This window comes from Halomonas sp. NYA30 (assembly GCF_976980765.1).
On the sequence record NZ_OZ334477.1, the window covers coordinates 1,176,508 to 1,194,284 of the forward strand.

Consider the following 17,777-nt stretch of genomic DNA (forward strand, 5'->3'; position numbering starts at 1 on the left):
CAATGTGTAAAGAGATGGGTGCCACCTTCGGGTGGCACCCTTTTTTTGTCGTGATGACCTAAGTCAAAGTAAAAGTGGCGCTGGAAAGCTAATGTCGACTAAGCTGAAAGTACAATACATCCCTGGCTAAGTACCGGGGGAGGAGGACGCCATGAACGAGCTACTGCACGCAGCGACGCAATTCCCGAGCATTGTATTTACGTTTCTACTTGGGTTATTAGCGCTCTACTGGCTATTAGTGATTATCCGTTTAGCCCCCTTAGATCTCTTTGAGCGCGATAGCTTAAAAGAGGATCATTTGGCTAGCACGTTAGTCTCTTTAGGCTTTGCGGGCGTACCAGCGACGCTGGCATTAACGGTCATTCTAACCATTGCGGCGGCACTCACCGTCGCGATCGAGCTACTAGTGTTGCGCTGGCTGCCGCTCGGTTTAATACGTATTCCGGTCGGCGTGGTGGTGCTCTGGGCCACGTTGGTGGTTGCCTCGCCCGTGGCGGCTGCGCTTTGTAATGCGTTACACCGCGTGCTGCATCGCTACCGCCCCTTTACCCGGCGGTGTTTGCTTGGCCAAACGGTAGTGGTGACCGAGCGCCAGGGGGAGGGCGAACAGGCGTTTGCGGTAATTGATGATGAGCCTAACAGCACAGTAAAGCTGCTCAGCAAACGCGACGCCTTACCTGTACAGGGCGAGCGCCGGGTATTGGTGAAGTACCTGCCTAAAGAGGGGGCTTACCGCAGTGTCACTGAGCAAGAGTATCTGGAGACACGTGTTCGTTTGAATAAACTGCGGTTAAGCAAAAAACATCACTCTGCTAGCCATTACTCGACGTCTCACTGAGTTGTCACGCGCATTAAGGGACGCGACGCCGGGAGGCCCAAACCTTGGGCATCCCGGTTTATTTCCACCACCGCCGCCACTGCTGGGCCAGCCACTTAACCATGTGCTTCCAGCCAGTGGCGGTTTGCGTTTGTTCGCCAGGCGCCGAACGGCGCGTGGCAGGGCGGTTTAAAAACTCGCGAACAGGCTCTACCTGTTCAGGCCTGTCTAGCATGGGCGCATGACCACAGTCTGGCACGGTCAGCGTTACAAGCTCTGGCTGTTGCTTTGCCATACGTGGCAGCGTTTCTGCATCCAACAATGTCGATTCCTCGCCGCGTATCACCATCATCGGGCAGCGAATATTTGCCCAGTCAGCCCAGGTATCGCGCGGCGTGTCATGCACAAACTGTTCGCCGATGCGTGGGTCAAAGTGATACGTCCAGCTACCATCTGGCAACCGACGGGCACTGTTAAGCGCTAGTTCACGCCAAGCAGACTCCTTAGTGATACCGAAACTTGCGTAGTGCTGGGTGAGTTCTTGATGGAGCTCGCTAAAGCTAGAAAAACGGTGGGTAACGCCAAAGTAGCTGGAAAGGGCAATCAGCCCCTGTTTGTTCAGTTCAGGCCCTACATCGTTCAGGATTAGCCGAGAAATACGTGCGCTGTGTTCTGAATCAGCAGCGATCAGCATGCCTAACAGGCCACCCATCGATGTGCCCAGCCAATCAACGTGATCAAGTTTAAAGTGATCTAATAGAGCGATGGCGACCGTCACGTAATGGCTATAAAGGTAGTCGTGAGCCGGAAATAACGACCAGCTTGATAACCCACGGCCTGGTGTATCGGGTGCAAGAATACGCCATTCGCTGCCCAGTTCACGCGCCAGTGCACTAAAGTCGCCGCCGTGGCGAGCAAGACCATGCCAGGCGATAAGCGTGCGGGGGGCGGAAGGGTTCCAAATGCGTACGGCAACTTCTAATTCGCGTACGCGAACAAACTCCAGGGTATCCATAGAATGCTCACACGGCTAGACATAGCGCCAGTAGTAGCATATTTGCTGCATTGCAGCGAGGGATGGGTGAGGTGTTTAACGCTGCATCATACGAATAGAGGTATCGATCAGCTCGCCGCCGCGTTCACGTATTGCAAAAGCGTCAGGATTACGCAACCAGTCATGGAAAAGACCACCCAACATGGATTGCATTAGCCGTGTTGCTATTTCCGGGCTTAAATCTTCGCGCAGTAGTTGCTGCTCTTTAGCCTGTACAAATACCGCCAGCATTTCCTGGTAACACTCGTTACCGATCTCTTCTTGCATATCAAGCGGGTTAATATCGCTGAAGAACTCGCAGCGGTGCAGTAAAATCGACAGTATCCGTTGGTATGACGGTTGTTCAAGGCGCACCAAGCCCGCATGGCAGGCAAGACGTATCGCTTCTAACGGTGATAGGGCAGTGTCCGTTTTGTCGACTTCATCCATTAACGACTGGAAGGGCATGCGTACCTGTTCAACCAATGCCATGAACAGGTCGCCTTTATTCTTGAAATGCCAATAGACGGCACCGCGGGTGAGGCCCGCATGGCGAGCAATTTGCTCAAGCGATGTGCGTGCCACGCCTTTGGCAAAAAATACCTCTTCTGCAGCTTCAAGCAGCGCTTCGCGAGTAGCAGCAGCTTCAGCTTTGGTCTTTCTTGCCATGGAAACGGAACCTCGTTATCAACTCTGTATGGTCATATTTTAACCTAAGCGAGTGAGTTTTTACATTCAAAACTGTATGGATAATTGACTCAACGCATAACGTAAGTTAACAAATTCGTCATTTTGCCAGTGAAAGCGTATAAACAGGCAATGTTACTAGCTTTGAATCTTACTAACATCGCGAAAATAACCGATTAAAAACAGGACATAAAGCATGGCGCGAGCTCCTTTTCAGTTGGGCGAACATACCATTATGCCCGGCCAACGCTTACAAGTGGATGTGCCGGTGGCGCGTTTATATACCCATACGCCGCTGCATATACCTGTGGAAGTGGTTCACGGCCGTAAGGATGGCCCCGTGCTGTTGGTGTGTGGTGGTATTCACGGTGATGAAATCAACGGGGTGGAAATTGTTCGCCGGGTGCTACGCGCAAAAGCGATCAATAGCATTCGCGGCACTTTAATCGCTGTGCCGGTGGTGAATGTGTTTGGTTTCTTACAGCAAACACGTTACCTGCCTGATCGGCGCGATCTTAATCGCTGCTTTCCAGGCAGTGAGTCAGGGTCGCTAGGCGGACGGATTGCCGCGCTGTTCCGCGAACAAATCGTCGATCACGCCACCCATATTATTGATCTACACACAGGCGCCATTCATCGCACGAACCTGCCCCAAATCCGCGCCCAATTGCGTCCAGGCAGTGAAACCGAGCGTATGGCCGATGCCTTCGGTGCGCCCGTGGTACTCAATGCGGAACTGCGTGAAGGCAGCCTTCGCCATTACGCCCAGACTCGCGGCATTCCGGTATTGACCTATGAAGCAGGTGAAGCGCTGCGTTTTGACGAGTGGGCGATTGCCCCCGGCGTGCGCGGTGTGCTGCGGGTAATGCGGCGTTTAGGCATGCTGACCGGCGAGCAGCGCCGCCGCACGCCAGCACCCGCTGAATTGGCCAATGGGTCAAGCTGGGCGCGCGCGCCGATTGACGGCATTTTGCGCCCCAAGGTGCGCCTGGGCGCCCGCGTTGCCAAAGGCGAAGTGCTGGGCAAAGTGGCTGACCCCTTTGGTAACGACGAGGGCGAAGTGCGTGCTGTGGCGGATGGCATCGTGATTGGGATGAGCCGCTTGCCATTGGCCAACGAAGGCGAAGCGCTGTTTCATATTGCCCGTTTTGATGAAATTGAAGAGGCCGAAACCGCCGTTGAAAGCTTTAATTCCAGCTTAGTGCCGCCCACTGATTCGTTCTCTTAAGTGCTTATTCATAAATAAAAACTATTGAGCTGATAGGCAAGCGATAGCCTTCGCGAATGGCAAGTTAGTGACTCGTTGACTATACCTATTATGGGCTTTGTTAGCGGCTATCAAAATGACAACAAAAGACAAATAGCCAAGCTTTCATCGTACTAGAACGAGTGGCGATCATACGCCACGTCTGCCGTGACATGGAGGAAAAGCGATGACGAGCGATAAACCAAAACACACCACAACGGATGCGGGTATACCGGTTACCAGTGATGAGCACTCACTCTCAGTAGGCCCCGATGGGCCGATTGTTCTGCATGATCACTATTTGATGGAGCAGATGGCTGCCTTTAACCGGGAAATGATTCCGAATCGTCAGCCCCACGCAAAAGGCAGCGGTGCCTTTGGTCACTTCCAAGTAACTCACGACGTTAGCCAGTACACCAAAGCTGACTTCCTCCAGCCGGGTAAGAAAACCGAGATGTTGGCGCGTTTCTCGACGGTGGCCGGTGAGGCGGGTAGCCCGGACACTTGGCGGGATCCTCGTGGCTTCTCGCTGAAGTTCTACACCGAAGAGGGCAACTTCGACATGGTGGGTAATAATACCCCCGTGTTCTTCGTTCGCGATCCGCTCAAATTCCAGCACTTTATTCACTCACAAAAGCGTCGCGCGGATAACGGCTTGCGTGATCACGATATGCAGTGGGATTTCTGGACGCTTTCGCCGCAATCTGCCCACCAGGTAACCTGGCTAATGGGTGATCGGGGTATTCCCGCTAGCTGGCGCCACATGAACGGCTATTCCAGCCACACTTATATGTGGGTGAACGCTGAAGGCGAGCGCTTTTGGGTGAAGTACCACTTCAAGACGGACCAGGGCATTAAGTGCATGACCCAGGAACAGGCCGATCAGATGGCGGGTGCGGATGCCGACTACCATCGCCGCGACCTGTTCGATGCCATCAAACGCGGCGATTATCCCACCTGGACGCTGCAAGTTCAGATCATGCCGTTTGAAGATGCCAAGACCTACCACATCAACCCCTTCGATTTGACCAAGGTGTGGCCGCACGGCGACTACCCGCTGCAAGAAGTCGGTAAGATGACGCTGGATCGCAACCCCGTTGATTTCCACAGCCAAATCGAACAGGCAGCGTTTCAGCCCAGCAACTCGGTACCGGGCACCGGATTCTCGCCGGATAAAATGCTGTTGGCGCGGGTCATATCCTACGCTGATGCGCACCGTGCGCGTTTAGGGGTGAACTACCAACATATCCCCGTTAACGCGCCCAAGGTTCCGGTTAACAGCTACAGCCAGGGTGGTCAGATGCGTATTAACCACTCCACCGACCCGGTGTACGCACCTAATAGCAAAGGGGGCGCGCACGCCAACCCGGAAAGGTACCCGGAAGAGGCGGTATGGGAGACGGACGGCGAGCTGGTTCGCGCAGCCTACACGCTGCGCTCGGGTGATGGCGACTTTAACCAAGCCAATGACCTGGTCAATAAGGTAATGGATGATGCTGCCCGCGACCGATTGGTCAACAACATTGTGGGCCATGTTTCCGACGGTGTTGAAGAGCCAGTACTGTCACGGGTATTTGAGTACTGGAAAAACGTCGACCAGACAATCGGCGAGCGTGTCGAGCAGGGCGTAATGGCGAACCGCCGCGAAAACGGCTAGTAAGCTTACGCTATTAGGAAGGCGAACCCGCTACGCTTGCGTAGCGGGTTTTTTTTATACGACGCACTTATACAACGAGCTCTGGTTCGTTCACCAAGCTAAGCGCGTCATCAAATAGGCGCAATCCTGCGCCTTCTTTATGCGCGTGTTCCGACAAATGACGCCGAAACCGCCGGCCCCCAGGGCAACCCTGAAACAGACCCAGCAAGTGGCGTGTAATGTGATTCAGCTTCGCGCCATCATCCAAGCGCTGCTGAATATAAGGCCGGAATGCGTTCGCAGCATCCAAGCGGCTTGCCGCAGGGCCTTTTTCACCAAACAGCTGCTCATCGACGCCTGCCAGCAGCCAAGGGTTTTGATACGCTTCACGCCCCACCATCACGCTATCCACATGGGTAAGCTGTTCACTGCACTCGGCTAGGGTTTTAATGCCGCCGTTAATGCCGATATGCAATTCAGGTCGGCTCTGCTTTAACCGGTGAACGCGGGGGTAATTAAGCGGCGGCACATCGCGGTTCTGCTTGGGTGACAAGCCCTGCAGCCATGCCTTACGGGCGTGAACGGTAAACACTTCGCAGCCTGCGTCCGCGACGATAGCGATAAACCGTTCAAGGTCAGCGTCTTCATCTTGATCATCGATGCCAATACGGCACTTCACCGTGACCGGAATCGACACCGCTGCCTGCATCGCCCGCACGGCATCGGCCACCTTTTCGGGGTAACCCATCAAGCACGCGCCAATCATATTGTTCTGCACGCGGTCGCTAGGGCAACCCACGTTGAGGTTGACCTCATCATAACCCCACGCCTCAGCAATCGCCGCGCACTCCGCCAGCTCACCGGCATCGCTGCCGCCCAGCTGCAGCGCAAGCGGATGCTCCACCTCGCTGTAGCCCAAAAAGCGCTCACGAGGCGTTCCGTGCAAAATCGCACCGGTCGTAACCATCTCGGTATACAGCAGCGTCCGCTTGGTTAAGGTGCGGGCAAATGCTCTATAGTCCTTTGTAGTCCAATCCATCATCGGGGCCACAGAAAAAAGCCGCCCACGATCTGCACTATTTTCTTTAAGTAAATTAGTCATTTAGTAACACTGTTGCTGCACTGAGTGCAGTCATTGCCTCTTAAAACCGTAATTCACGCACCTGATGTACCAAATTGTACCAAGCAGTTTTAACAGCTGATGCCTAAAAAACCTGGTACACCTTGAGAACTTTTTCAGAGGTAGTGTGATGTATGCGCGCCATTGTACGTAAGAAAGGGCGCGCAGCACATAGCAGGGTATATGCCACAGCGCCGTGATTGGGCGAGCATAAATGAAATTCTTTGCTACGCTGGGGGTGTCGCCATGAAGGAAGCGGCTACGGCCCCAGGTTTTAGGGGCGATTTCATTGGATGAACGAGGTGCTAAATGGCTAATTTTACTCAAACGAACATGAGCCTGGATCATTACACTTGGGACGCAGCGCCTAGCGATGATCCACGCGTCACGGGTGAGCCTGACAGCACGCTATTTAACCGCCAGCAGGGTTACGAAGTGCTTTATATGCTGAACACGGTGCTGTCCGCTTCCGCTCCCATCACGGCGCTTCACAAGGGTGAAGAGATGATCCGTGATGAATTGCCGAGTGATACACGCGAGCAGTTGGACGTGAAAAAGTGGCTTGATCAACGCCTATAATCGCCTGACCGCAGGCAGCGTTCAGGCGAGTGCTCGATAGATGCAAAATGCCCCGGCCATAAAAGATGGCCGGGGCATTTTTTGGCTACGCCGCTGTCGGCGATGGCAATGGGCATCCCGACGGCGGCTGATGTATCAAACGCGCAGGCAAAAGCCTTTTGATAGCGTAAGACTTCGGCCTATGTAAGGCTGGGGGGATTTCGGTGAAAGCTGGTTAATCATCATCAGACTTTGTTACCTGCGCTTCTGTCTCTTCTTCAGGGTCTTCTTCAACGTGCTTAACGCGTGGCGCTGGGGCTACCCAGGCTTTCAGATACTGGCCTGCATAGCGATAGAAGTCTGGAACGATTTTTTCAAGATGCTCAATGAAAACGCGGTTGCCTGAGAACTTTCCACCTAAGTCTAGCCCGAATTTCTCACAGGGGATAATAGAAAGCGGCTGAAAGTGTTATTATTTCAGGACGTTACACCAGAAAAAACACCAACAGCCGCTATCCAAAATGGTACCTGAAAAACTGACCTTCTCGCCACTCTCTCGCCGTCAAATTGAAGCCGATTTTTCCGGCGGTCACATCACCTCCGATGCCGGACTGTTTTTGCTGCGCGAGGTCGATAAACAACATCGCCTGACTCGCCGACTAGCCTCGGTACTTCACGATCCCCGGGATCCAGAACAGATTCGCCACCGGCTAGACACCATGGTTCGTCAACGGGTATTTGGCGTGGCCGCTGGATACGAAGACCTGAACGATCATGAAGCCCTTCGCTTTGATCAAGCGCTGCAAACGGCGGTTGGCCAGGACGACTCCTTGGCAGGCAAGTCCACGCTGTGCCGGATGGAGCAGCAGGCGGATCGGCAGGCGATAGTGAAGGCCCATCAACTACTTTGGCACCACTTCATCGAGCAGCACGAGGAGCCACCGGCGGAAATTGTGTTGGACTTTGACGGTACCGATATCCCGGTTCACGGCGAGCAGCCGGGCAAGTTCTTCAACGGCTACTACGACCACCATTGCTACTTCCCGCTGTATGTCTTCTGTGGCCGCCATCTGCTAGTGAGCTATCTGCGTACCAGTGACCACAGCGACAGCCATCACAGCTGGGCCATCCTGGCGTTACTGGTGCGCTTTATCCGTCAATACTGGCCCGATACGCGCCTTGTGTTACGAGGTGATAGTCACTTTTGTCGCTCCCGGATGCTCAACTGGTGCGATCGGCATCACGTTGACTATATCGTGGGTATCGGCAAGAACAGTCGGCTGCTCAAGGAAGTGGATGTGCCCATGATGCTGGTGCGCAAGACCCAATGGCAGGTGGGAGGGAAAGTGGCAGAGACGTTCCGCTTCCAATATCAAGCACACGCCTGGAAGTATCCACGCTGGGTGGTGGCCCGTCTGGAAGAAGGCGAACTGGGCTCTAATCCCCGGTTTATCATTAGTTCCCGTTATGACGACGGCTTCAAGCTCTACTACGAGCAGTACTGCGCTCGGGGCGACATAGAGAACCGGATTAAAGATCAACAGCTGAGCCTGTTTGCTGATCGTACCTCCAGCACGCACTGGTGGGCCAATCAGTGGCGTCTGATCTTATCGGGCTTTGCCTATACGCTGTTCGAGCGATTACGAACACACCTGAAAAAGACGCCCTTCGCGCGTATGAGCCCGAGCAATCTGCGGCTCAAGCTGATCAAGGTGGGGGCCGTCATTATCCGCAACACCCGGCGAATCCGGGTGCTGATGAGTGACAGCTACCCTTACAAGGCGGAACTATCCGATCTCGTCAGGCGGTTGGCTCCGGGCTGACTGCTCGGGCTCCCCCGGCCCGACTCAATGGGGGGAAGGGGGAAGTGTGTCTGGACGGTGGAAATTGGTTAAATAGTAGACAATCTGAGCAGTCGTCATAGGCCGTTGGCGGTATTACGACCTATTTATGCAGCTCATTGAGGTGCAGTGAGAAATCCGGGCTAGTGATGTAAATACTTCAAAGTAAACAGGCAGTGATTCTGTGTTGTCTGCATCTAATATACCTGGGTTTTGGCGTACTTCTTCAAGAGGCTTATCGGTATCCATGGCTTGTCCTTTGCGGATAGCCTTTACTCTAATGGCTGGCCCCTTCTCGCTAGTAGGTAATTGGCGGGTGAGCCAATTGACTTTTGCTGAGCTGCTTTTCTTATCTCTCGGTGCTTCAAGCCGCATGCTGCATGTAATTGATTTGCGCGCAATGTCCACTGTGACTAGCAGGTCCGCAGCGGCATTAGGAATGGCAATGGTGCTGGCTAGAATCTGCTCTGAAGCTAGTTTGTCACAGTCATCAGTAAGGCGTTGCTTAGGATCATTACGGTAAGCTCTAGGAAGCTTAACTTCGACCTTTTCTCCGACTAGCGGCCACATTTGAAGGCAAAGCTCACGTTGTTCCTGGTGCCAACTACTGATTGTCTTCAATACTTCATCAGAGTTTTTGTTAAGTTTGGAGTTATTAAAGGCGCTTTGCACCACCGTCTTCCACTCGGCGTTCATGCTAGTAAAGCCGGTCTTGCCGCTACTTGGATCTTCTAAATACTTCACCACTTCATGCAGAATGAATCTTTGATCCTGGCTTTCTATTTTGTCCTGAGTTAAGAGCAGCTGGGCCATCGTAACGATGTATGTCCATGACCAATGAAAAATCTCAACCGAGCGCAAGTTTTTCTTGGGAATGGAGACGGGATGGTGGGTTGGTAACGCTACAAACTGGTTGGTGATGGTTATAACAGCATCAATGCCGTGGTCTTTGGCTTGCTTGATGTATTTTAGTAGCTGTTCCTCTCCAACGGTCTCACTTCCTACTTTTGCTTCGATTAGTGCATGCCATTTTTTACGACCCGTATCTAGGACAATGAGGCCGTCAGGTCTGTCGTCAGGCCCCTTTTTTTTGGCCAAGGTTTCGTCTTTGAAAACTATTTCAGTCCAGGCTTCAAGCTTTGTACGCGCTCCAACACGCAAGTTGATCGATTGAAGCATCGCTTTACGAAACTCGTATACCGACATTAGTGCTGCCAACAGTATCGAGGTTGCTCGTTCCTCTTTTTTACTGTCAGCCAGAGTGGGAATTAAGCGGGCATATTTACCTTGTGATGTGTAATCGGGACGAGTTTCGCTCATGTGGCCTCCTAGATTGTTTTAATTAATCAATCCACAAGAGCGAAATTTACTTTGAATGTCAATCGTAAGCTTTAAACGTGAAGGCCGTTCATGGGCGTGTGCACGAAATAGCTCACGCCGTAAACACCGCATACACCATCTGCAGCGCCAGCCCCATCAACATAAACGCAAACACGCGCTTGAGCAGCGCGACGGGCAGTTTATGGGCGAGCTTGGCACCGATGGGAGCGGTGAGAATGCTGAACGGCGCCATAAGTAGAAACGCGGGCAGATAAACATAGCCAAGCGCGGCACTAGGCAGCCCAGCCGTACTCCAACCATTAATGATGTAACCCAGCGCCCCGGCGACGGCGATGGGTAGCCCGACGGCTGCCGAGGTGCCAATCGCGCGGGGGAGTTTGACGTTGCACCAGGTGAGGAAGGGCACGGTTAGTGAGCCGCCACCAATCGCCACGAGCGCTGAAATGCCACCGATGCCCAGGCCCACACCGCTTACTCCCATCGGGCTAGGTAGGCCGCGGTTCGGTTTGGGCTTGATGTTTGCCAGCATCTGGAGTGACATTAGCACCATAAAACAGGCGAAAAAGATGGCTAGGCTACGGGTGGGGATCAGCGCGGCGATAAAGGTGGCTAAAAACGTGCCGACTAAAATGCCGGGGGTAATAAACCGCACGATGTCCCAGCGCACCGCACCGTGCCGATGGTGGGAAAGCAGGCTGGCGGTAGACGCAGGAATAATAGACGCCATGGCAGTGCCTAACGCCAAGTGGGCGAGATGTTCATGGGGCACACCTTGAAGTACAAATAGCGACGTTAAAATCGGCACCATAATGCCACCGCCGCCAATCCCTAATAAGCCTGCCATCAAGCCAACAAAGCCGCCGAGTGCTACATATGCCAACCACCAGATGATGTCCAAGTCCGCTGCTCCTAAAAGTGTCTTGTTAGCACGATAAGCACATTGTACCGGAAGCGGCGCCTGTAGCGGGGCCAAAGTCGAGTATTCGACTGTGGTAGCGGCGATGCAGTGGTAAGCTGCAGGACAAGTAATGTTTCGGAGTTCGTATGCGTAAGGTAATAGGCAATGTTGGCATTTTGGTAGTGGTAGTTGCGCTATTGGCAGGCTGTAGCGACATGGAGGAGCCGTCAACTGAAACGGTTTCCTCTGCGCAACCTGAGGCCACCCCTGAAGCCCCGGTGACGGAGTCGGAAATTGCTGAGGTAGAAGTAGAGCCGCTTGTTGTCGAGATATCGACGCAGGTCGCCTTACGTAGCGATCGGCGCTTAATGGTGGAAGGCAAAAGCAACTTACCGGATGGCACCCAAGTACGCATTGTAGTCGAGCGTGAGATCAGCCGGGTGCGTTGGCAGGCAAGAACGCAAATCGAAAATGGCCAGTTTGCAGCCGGCCCGTTTGGCTCTGGCAGTGGGCTGCCCGATGGCGGATACGATGTCCGTGTGGAAGTCTCGGAAGGCAGCGTGCAGCCTGTCGCCGTGCAGGCGCGTATTGGCCACGAGGGCCAGCACCTGGCGGGAGAGCTTGTCAGCCAATCCCGCCACGGGCTGGGCCAAGTGGCCACCTACTCACAGCGTTTCTTGGTGGGGAGTGAGCCAAGGCAAACGCGTGACCAGGTGGAGGTGCTAGAGAGTCCGGGGAGGTAGACGCTTTAGGCAGGATGCCAATGGGCTAAAAGTACTGCATGAATCGATGTGTCGCTGGGGGCTTTGGCGAAGTGCTCAATGACGAAACGATCGTCGCGTTGCACCACGTAGTGGCCCGCTTTATGAAACACATGGGTAGGCCCGAGCAGCAGTAAGTCGCCAGCGTTAACGGGCGAAAAATCTGTACCTTGACCGGGTGTTGCCATCACACATGGTGCTTTCCAGTCGATGTTCAACGGGAGATGACTGGGTACTTTAATGGTGGTTGCCTGTACCTGTTCCCAGGGGAGGGGACCAGTATGGGTCAACGTTAATAGCTCGGGTGCGCTATCACCTTCCAATAGTGTTGCCAGGGAGCAGTCGAGGGCGTCAGCGAGCGCAACTAAGCGTTCGTGACCGATCTGTTTGATCGCCCCGGATTCCCAGTAAGAAATGGTGACATCTGACACGCCAACTTTGCGTGCAAGGGCAGCTTTGTTGAGCTTGGCCCTAAGCCGCAGTTGCTTGATACGTGAGCCTAGCGATTCCATTTCGTTTTCCTGATGATGAGCTCAAAAGCTCGTGAATGTCTTCCACTATAGTCGTCTTTTTCAATATAAATAGTGGCGCTACTAACATACGTTATTGCTCTGCTTCAGTCTTGAGGTATGCGCTCAAGGTGTTGCTGCAGTGCCATACTAAGCGATTGTGCTTTAGCGCGCATTAGTGGACAAATAACGTTGAGTTAATTTCTCTGACGCTTTCTTACGCGAGTTGTTCCCTGGGTGCCGCTGTTGGTTGCGCCTAAGTTGCGTATAATATCGCCATGCATTTTTGCCAATAGGACGTTTTCATGACCGTACGTACTCGCATCGCGCCTTCTCCGACAGGGGACCCCCACGTTGGTACGGCTTACATCGCGCTTTTTAATTTATGTTTTGCTCGTCAGCATGGCGGCCAATTTATCCTTCGTATTGAAGACACTGACCGGGTGCGTTCTACGCCTGAATCAGAGCAGATGATTCTCGATTCATTGAGCTGGCTGGGTCTTGAGTGGGATGAAGGCCCGGATGTGGGTGGCCCCTATGGCCCCTATCGGCAGAGCGAGCGTGGCGACATTTATGCCCAACACGCTCAACAACTTTTGGATGCTGGTCATGCGTTTAAGTGTTACCGCACCAGTGAAGAGCTTGATGAGCTGCGTGAGACACGCAAAGCCGCAGGATTGCAGCTGGCCTTAAAACCTGCAGATTTAGCGCTGGATGCACAAGAGCAAGCCCGCCGTGAGCAAGAGGGCTGGCCTTATGTAGTACGCATGAACGTGCCCGCCGAAGGCGTGTGCGTTGTTAAGGACATGCTGCGTGGCACGATTGAGGTGGAGTGGGCGCAGGTAGACGCGCAAATTTTGCTCAAATCAGATGGCATGCCTACCTACCATTTAGCTAATGTGGTCGACGACCATTTAATGGCAATCACTCATGTATTGCGTGGAGAGGAGTGGATTAACTCCGCACCAAAGCACCAGTTGCTGTATGAGTATTTTGGTTGGGAAATGCCGCAACTTTGTCATATGCCGCTGCTGCGCAACCCGGATAAATCCAAACTCTCCAAGCGCAAGAACCCAACGTCGATCAACTATTATCGTCGAATGGGCTTTTTGCCCCAGGCCGTCACCAATTATTTGGGGCGGATGGGCTGGTCAATGCCCGATGAGCGCGAGAAATTCAGCCTGCCAGAAATGATGGCAGAATTTGATGTGCAGCGTGTCTCGTTAGGTGGCCCCGTCTTCGACCTGGAGAAGCTGACCTGGCTGAACGGCGTATATATCCGTGAAGACCTGGATGACGATGCGCTGTTAAGCGCGCTGCGTGAATGGGCTTTCAATGAAGCCTATATTAAGCAGATTCTGCCGCAGGTGCGGCCGCGGGTAGAGACGCTCTCTCAGGTCATGCCGTTGGCAGGGCACTTCTTCTCGGGCTTACCGACACTGACTAAAGCGTCGTTTGAGAGTGTGAAGCTGGAGGAAGAGGAGCTGGTAAAACTGCTCCAGTTCCTTGTTTGGCGGTTTGAAGGCGTCTCAGCTTGGAATAAAGAGGCGCTGCTAAGCGACGTTAAGCTGCTGTCCGAGCATTTTGATTTGAAAATGAAAGCGTTCTTGGCACCGGTGTTTATTGCGATTACCGGCAGTACGTCCAGCACCTCGGTTATGGATGCCATGGCGATTCTTGGCTCCGACGTTACCCGGGCCCGCCTGCGCAGCGCGATAGAGGTGTTGGGTGGCGTTTCCAAAAAACAGGCGAAGCGTTTTGAAAAAGAGTTTCGTGAAATAGCTTTGTGAAATAGCTTAGTAAAATCAGCTAACCACAATTGATATAGCGCTAGCGCCAATTTCTTATCTTTAAGGAATTGGCGTTTTTCATGTTGACGAAGGTCGGCGGAATCAGTATTATACGCTCCGTCTTCGCGACATGTGGGGCCTTAGCTCAGCTGGGAGAGCGCAACACTGGCAGTGTTGAGGTCAGCGGTTCGATCCCGCTAGGCTCCACCAATTCAGCGGCATGTGAATAGTTGCTCGGGAAGACACGCTTTTAGCGTTATATGTCTAGTGTTATACGTCCCATTCGTCTAGTGGTCTAGGACACCGCCCTTTCACGGCGGTAACAGGGGTTCGAACCCCCTATGGGACGCCACTACTTACTATTCCCTTTCTAATGTTTTTTTCTGGCAATGAGTCTTCTCATCTGCTGGATTTCTGCGTTCCCGCCGTTCACAAAAAAGCTACAAATCGCCACTTTTTGGGCGATTTTATGCTTGACTTGTCCACTTTTGCGATTCTGATTTCAAGGTTGTGCACAACCCCTTGTTGTTGACGCAAAAAATATTGAACAGAACTTAAATCGTTTAAAAACAGCTACTTACATTAGGTCAAAAAATGACCAATTTAAGGCTGGCCCACTGCCCATGGCGATTGCGGGACGTTTTAAAGTGGTTGTGAACAGGGTTATCCACAGATAGTGTGGAAAACCCTGAGCGAGGCCGAGAGGCAAAAATGTCAAGCGATATTAGGGGGTGTTCAGGCGTTTTAATGGTGGTGATTTAGCGCAATGGCTGATTCAAAATTGACTAAGTAATGGTGCTATCCAGGGACGTCAGTTGGGGGTGGTTACCACGGGTATCATAGAAGCGCGTCAGGCGGTGAGCTTGCTCAAGCCCTCGTTGGTGTAGCGGCGCAAGCTGCAAACCGTGTAGAAGCCGTTGTTAGCACAAGTCGCTGGTAGGTAGCTTCACGTAATGTCAGCGTGAAAGGGGCCGTACGCAAAAGGCCACCCGAAGGTGGCCTTTGATCAAGCGGGGTGTTGATTTATTTTTTCGGGTAGTCGCGTTGGTCGTGACCAATGTAGAGCTGACGCGGACGGCCGATTTTGTAGCTTTCGCTGAGCATTTCGTGCCAATGAGAGATCCAGCCAATGGTGCGCGATACCGCGAAGATCACGGTGAACATATTGGTGGGGATACCCATCGCTTTCAGAATGATGCCTGAATAGAAATCGACGTTGGGGTACAGCTTACGCTCGATGAAGTATTCGTCTTCAAGGGCGATCTGCTCAAGTCGCTTGGCAATTTTAAGCTGTGGGTCGTCGGCCATGCCGAGCTCGGCGAGGACTTCGTCGCAGGTCTCTTTCATTACCTTGGCGCGCGGATCAAAGTTGCGATAAACGCGGTGACCGAAGCCCATCAGCTTGAACGGGTCGTCTTTATCCTTGGCTTTATCAACAAAGCGCTGGATGTTCTCTTCGGAGTCTTCGCCGATTTCGTCAAGCATGGCCAGTACGGCTTCGTTAGCACCGCCGTGAGCGGGGCCCCAAAGTGCCGCGATGCCAGCGCTGATACAGGCGAATGGGTTAGCGCCCGTGGAGCCTGCAAGGCGTACCGTAGAGGTAGAGGCGTTCTGCTCGTGGTCCGCATGCAGCATAAAGATGCGGTCCATGGCTTTCGCGAATACCGGGTTAATTTTGTACTCTTCGCACGGGTTGCTGAACATCATGTAGAGGAAGTTCTCTGCATAGCTCAGGTCGTTGCGCGGATAGTTGAACGGCTGCCCCACATTATACTTGTGCGACATTGCCGCCAGCGTCGGCATTTTAGCAATCAGGCGGATCGCACTAATCACACGATCTTCTTCTTGAGTGATGTCCATATGGTCATGATAGAAAGCGGCCAGGCCACCTACTACGCCACACAGGATAGACATCGGGTGCGCGTCGCGGCGGAACCCTTTAAAGAAGTTGTTGATCTGATCGTGAACCATGGTGTGGTTACGAATGCGTGATTCAAAATCTGCGTACTGCTCGTCGTTAGGTAGCTCACCAAACAGCAGGGTGTAACACACTTCTACGAAATTAGACTCTTTGGCCAGCTGGTCGATGGGGTAGCCGCGGTGAAGCAGTACGCCCTTGCCGCCATCAATATAGGTGATGGCAGACTGGCAGGAAGAGGTGGCCATGAAGCCGGGATCGTAGGTGAACAGGCCTTCAGCGCCTAAACCGCGTACGTCGATGACGTCGGGGCCAAGTGTGCCGGAATACATGGGTAGCTCGATCGGTTTATCAAGACCGTCTACCGTCAATGTCGCTTTCCTGTCAGCCATGCTGGCCTCCTTTCGAATTCGGGTTGGGACGTAAAGTCGTTGCTGCGCATACCGCGCCGGCGAAAAGGCCTGCCCACTATAGAAGTGTGCGACATTTTGTCAATTAGCCTAAGCGCTAGCTGCGTATTGTACGAGAATTGTTGTTATTATGAGTGTTGTATAAGAATTAAAAGTCTACAATATGAAAAAGCGTTAAAAGACCGGCGATATGTTAACAATAGTTTAACATGAGATGTTAACAGGCTTATCAAATTGCTACTCTATCGTCACTATAGCGATGCTGCAGCGCAAAATCGAATCCGAATGATGGTAATTTTCTTGCACCATAGTCGAGTTAAGCTTGAGTTCGGTTTGTAAGCGAGGGCGAAGGTTCTTATAATCCACGGCGCGCGACCGGCAGGTAGGTGGTCGTGCCCGACTTGGCAACGGCCGAGCCCCTTCCAGCAACCACCGCCCGCTCGGGCCATGCCCGACCTGTCGCAGAGCGGGCCAAGAGAGTGTGTACAAAGCCGTGAATAGCAAACGACCCGTAAACCTAGACCTTACTACGATCCATTTCCCACTGCCGGCCCTGACGTCGATCGCACACCGTATTACGGGTGTCATCCTGTTCGTTGGCCTGATTTTCGCTTTTTGGGCGCTGGGTAAATCCTTGTCATCTCCGGCGGGTTTTGACGCCGTTAGCGATGTGCTGGCCAATAATTTCTTGGCTAAGTTAATCGCTTGGGGGCTGTTGTCCGCCCTGGCATTCCACTTTGTAGCAGGCATTAAGCACCTGCTGATGGATGCCGATATTGGGGTAACCCTTGAAGGTGGCGTACAAAAAGCGCAGATCACCGTCGTGGTCAGTGCCGTTCTGATTATTCTGGCAGGAGTTTGGGTATGGTAACTAACATCACAAGTTTTGGCCGTAGTGGGCTTTCTGACTGGCTGATGCAGCGCGTTTCTGCGGTGATTCTGGCCATCTACACGGTCTTTATCGTTGCCTTCCTGCTGTTTAATCCCGATCTCGATTACTACGCGTGGAGCGGCCTGTTCAACCAGACGTGGATGCGGATTTTCTCGCTACTGGCGTTCGTCGCCTTAGCCGCACACGCCTGGATCGGTCTGTGGACCGTCACCACCGACTATCTCAAGTCCACTCGCCTGCGCGTGGGTGCCCAAGCTGTCATCATCCTGGGCATTTTCGTGTACTTGGTGTGGGGCATTCAAATTCTGTGGGGAGCTTGA

The 17,777-nt window shown here is 53.0% G+C and carries 16 protein-coding genes and 2 tRNA genes; 11 read left to right on the forward strand and 7 right to left on the reverse strand.

From position 1 onward, the window contains the following. The first annotated feature begins 151 nt into the window (after positions 1–151). A complete protein-coding gene (locus tag ACWI0H_RS05415) occupies positions 152–838 on the forward strand; it encodes a hypothetical protein (RefSeq protein ID WP_485875300.1) in 687 nt (228 codons plus the stop codon). A gap of 58 nt (positions 839–896) precedes the next feature. On the opposite strand, the gene ACWI0H_RS05420 is transcribed toward ACWI0H_RS05415, so the two are convergent. Together ACWI0H_RS05420 and ACWI0H_RS05425 are read right to left on the reverse strand one after the other, a co-directional pair. Continuing rightward, positions 897–1,832 carry an alpha/beta fold hydrolase gene (locus tag ACWI0H_RS05420; protein ID WP_485875302.1) on the reverse strand — a complete coding sequence of 312 codons (936 nt, stop codon included), beginning with the start codon at positions 1,830–1,832 and terminating at the stop codon, positions 897–899. 75 nt (positions 1,833–1,907) lie between these two features. Then, positions 1,908–2,519, reverse strand: a complete 612-nt coding sequence (locus ACWI0H_RS05425) for a TetR family transcriptional regulator (protein ID WP_022520479.1) — start codon at positions 2,517–2,519, stop codon at positions 1,908–1,910. Between the two features lie 214 nt (positions 2,520–2,733). Between ACWI0H_RS05425 and ACWI0H_RS05430 the strand changes: the two genes are divergently transcribed. Beyond that, positions 2,734–3,765, forward strand: a complete 1,032-nt coding sequence (locus ACWI0H_RS05430) for a succinylglutamate desuccinylase/aspartoacylase family protein (RefSeq protein ID WP_022520478.1) — start codon at positions 2,734–2,736, stop codon at positions 3,763–3,765. A 205-nt stretch (positions 3,766–3,970) separates the two neighbouring features. After that, positions 3,971–5,440, forward strand: coding sequence for a catalase (locus tag ACWI0H_RS05435; protein WP_485875305.1), 1,470 nt, complete (start codon positions 3,971–3,973; stop codon positions 5,438–5,440). A 67-nt stretch (positions 5,441–5,507) separates the two neighbouring features. Here the strand turns inward: ACWI0H_RS05435 and dusA are convergent, their stop codons facing one another. Next, entirely contained in the window at positions 5,508–6,521 is a 1,014-nt protein-coding gene (dusA, locus tag ACWI0H_RS05440; protein WP_485875307.1) for a tRNA dihydrouridine(20/20a) synthase DusA, read from the reverse strand. 327 nt (positions 6,522–6,848) lie between these two features. Here dusA and ACWI0H_RS05445 point away from each other — a divergent pair, with 327 nt between their 5' ends. Beyond that, a complete protein-coding gene (locus ACWI0H_RS05445; RefSeq protein ID WP_008958573.1) occupies positions 6,849–7,118 on the forward strand; it encodes a hypothetical protein in 270 nt (89 codons plus the stop codon). Between the two features lie 500 nt (positions 7,119–7,618). Continuing rightward, on the forward strand, positions 7,619–8,920 hold the full coding sequence (locus ACWI0H_RS05450; RefSeq protein ID WP_485875309.1) for an IS1380 family transposase: 1,302 nt from the start codon (positions 7,619–7,621) through the stop codon (positions 8,918–8,920). A gap of 114 nt (positions 8,921–9,034) precedes the next feature. On the opposite strand, the gene ACWI0H_RS05455 is transcribed toward ACWI0H_RS05450, so the two are convergent. Both ACWI0H_RS05455 and ACWI0H_RS05460 read right to left on the reverse strand, forming a co-directional pair. After that, complete coding sequence (locus ACWI0H_RS05455) at positions 9,035–10,258, reverse strand: hypothetical protein (RefSeq protein ID WP_485875311.1); 1,224 nt, start codon at positions 10,256–10,258, stop codon at positions 9,035–9,037. 112 nt (positions 10,259–10,370) lie between these two features. Continuing rightward, the gene (locus ACWI0H_RS05460; protein WP_335596502.1) at positions 10,371–11,177 is read right to left on the reverse strand and encodes a sulfite exporter TauE/SafE family protein; all 807 of its coding nucleotides are present in this window, start codon (positions 11,175–11,177) and stop codon (positions 10,371–10,373) included. Between the two features lie 146 nt (positions 11,178–11,323). Between ACWI0H_RS05460 and ACWI0H_RS05465 the strand changes: the two genes are divergently transcribed. Continuing rightward, positions 11,324–11,920: a hypothetical protein gene (locus tag ACWI0H_RS05465; protein WP_485875312.1), complete on the forward strand. Its 597-nt coding sequence runs from the start codon at positions 11,324–11,326 to the stop codon at positions 11,918–11,920. Between the two features lie 5 nt (positions 11,921–11,925). Here the strand turns inward: ACWI0H_RS05465 and ACWI0H_RS05470 are convergent, their stop codons facing one another. Next, positions 11,926–12,450, reverse strand: a complete 525-nt coding sequence (locus ACWI0H_RS05470) for a helix-turn-helix domain-containing protein (protein ID WP_035563045.1) — start codon at positions 12,448–12,450, stop codon at positions 11,926–11,928. Positions 12,451–12,752: 302 nt separating this feature from the next. Here ACWI0H_RS05470 and gltX point away from each other — a divergent pair, with 302 nt between their 5' ends. The 3 genes from gltX to ACWI0H_RS05485 all read left to right on the forward strand — a co-directional run bounded on the left by gltX (position 12,753) and on the right by ACWI0H_RS05485 (position 14,589). After that, positions 12,753–14,237, forward strand: coding sequence for a glutamate--tRNA ligase (gene gltX, locus ACWI0H_RS05475; RefSeq protein ID WP_485875314.1), 1,485 nt, complete (start codon positions 12,753–12,755; stop codon positions 14,235–14,237). Between the two features lie 134 nt (positions 14,238–14,371). Beyond that, positions 14,372–14,447 (forward strand) — tRNA-Ala (locus ACWI0H_RS05480). 66 nt (positions 14,448–14,513) lie between these two features. Then, positions 14,514–14,589 (forward strand) — tRNA-Glu (locus ACWI0H_RS05485). Positions 14,590–15,260: 671 nt separating this feature from the next. On the opposite strand, the gene gltA is transcribed toward ACWI0H_RS05485, so the two are convergent. After that, entirely contained in the window at positions 15,261–16,547 is a 1,287-nt protein-coding gene (gene gltA, locus ACWI0H_RS05490) for a citrate synthase (protein ID WP_485875316.1), read from the reverse strand. Positions 16,548–17,058: 511 nt separating this feature from the next. Between gltA and sdhC the strand changes: the two genes are divergently transcribed. Further along, positions 17,059–17,436: a succinate dehydrogenase, cytochrome b556 subunit gene (gene sdhC, locus ACWI0H_RS05495; RefSeq protein ID WP_485875318.1), complete on the forward strand. Its 378-nt coding sequence runs from the start codon at positions 17,059–17,061 to the stop codon at positions 17,434–17,436. Continuing rightward, positions 17,430–17,777: a succinate dehydrogenase, hydrophobic membrane anchor protein gene (gene sdhD / locus ACWI0H_RS05500; protein WP_485875320.1), complete on the forward strand. Its 348-nt coding sequence runs from the start codon at positions 17,430–17,432 to the stop codon at positions 17,775–17,777. The genes sdhC and sdhD overlap by 7 nt, the downstream gene beginning before the upstream one ends.

Excerpts from the sequence above, each read along its gene's own strand:
- ACWI0H_RS05415 (WP_485875300.1), top strand. The coding sequence starts at position 152 with ATGAACGAGCTACTGCACGCAGCGACGCAATTCCCGAGCATTGTATTT.
- ACWI0H_RS05420 (WP_485875302.1), bottom strand. The coding sequence starts at position 1,832 with ATGGATACCCTGGAGTTTGTTCGCGTACGCGAATTAGAAGTTGCCGTA.
- ACWI0H_RS05425 (WP_022520479.1), bottom strand. The coding sequence starts at position 2,519 with ATGGCAAGAAAGACCAAAGCTGAAGCTGCTGCTACTCGCGAAGCGCTG.
- ACWI0H_RS05430 (WP_022520478.1), top strand. The coding sequence starts at position 2,734 with ATGGCGCGAGCTCCTTTTCAGTTGGGCGAACATACCATTATGCCCGGC.
- ACWI0H_RS05435 (WP_485875305.1), top strand. The coding sequence starts at position 3,971 with ATGACGAGCGATAAACCAAAACACACCACAACGGATGCGGGTATACCG.
- dusA (WP_485875307.1), bottom strand. The coding sequence starts at position 6,521 with ATGACTAATTTACTTAAAGAAAATAGTGCAGATCGTGGGCGGCTTTTT.
- ACWI0H_RS05445 (WP_008958573.1), top strand. The coding sequence starts at position 6,849 with ATGGCTAATTTTACTCAAACGAACATGAGCCTGGATCATTACACTTGG.
- ACWI0H_RS05450 (WP_485875309.1), top strand. The coding sequence starts at position 7,619 with ATGGTACCTGAAAAACTGACCTTCTCGCCACTCTCTCGCCGTCAAATT.
- ACWI0H_RS05455 (WP_485875311.1), bottom strand. The coding sequence starts at position 10,258 with ATGAGCGAAACTCGTCCCGATTACACATCACAAGGTAAATATGCCCGC.
- ACWI0H_RS05465 (WP_485875312.1), top strand. The coding sequence starts at position 11,324 with ATGCGTAAGGTAATAGGCAATGTTGGCATTTTGGTAGTGGTAGTTGCG.
- ACWI0H_RS05470 (WP_035563045.1), bottom strand. The coding sequence starts at position 12,450 with ATGGAATCGCTAGGCTCACGTATCAAGCAACTGCGGCTTAGGGCCAAG.
- gltX (WP_485875314.1), top strand. The coding sequence starts at position 12,753 with ATGACCGTACGTACTCGCATCGCGCCTTCTCCGACAGGGGACCCCCAC.
- gltA (WP_485875316.1), bottom strand. The coding sequence starts at position 16,547 with ATGGCTGACAGGAAAGCGACATTGACGGTAGACGGTCTTGATAAACCG.
- sdhD (WP_485875320.1), top strand. The coding sequence starts at position 17,430 with ATGGTAACTAACATCACAAGTTTTGGCCGTAGTGGGCTTTCTGACTGG.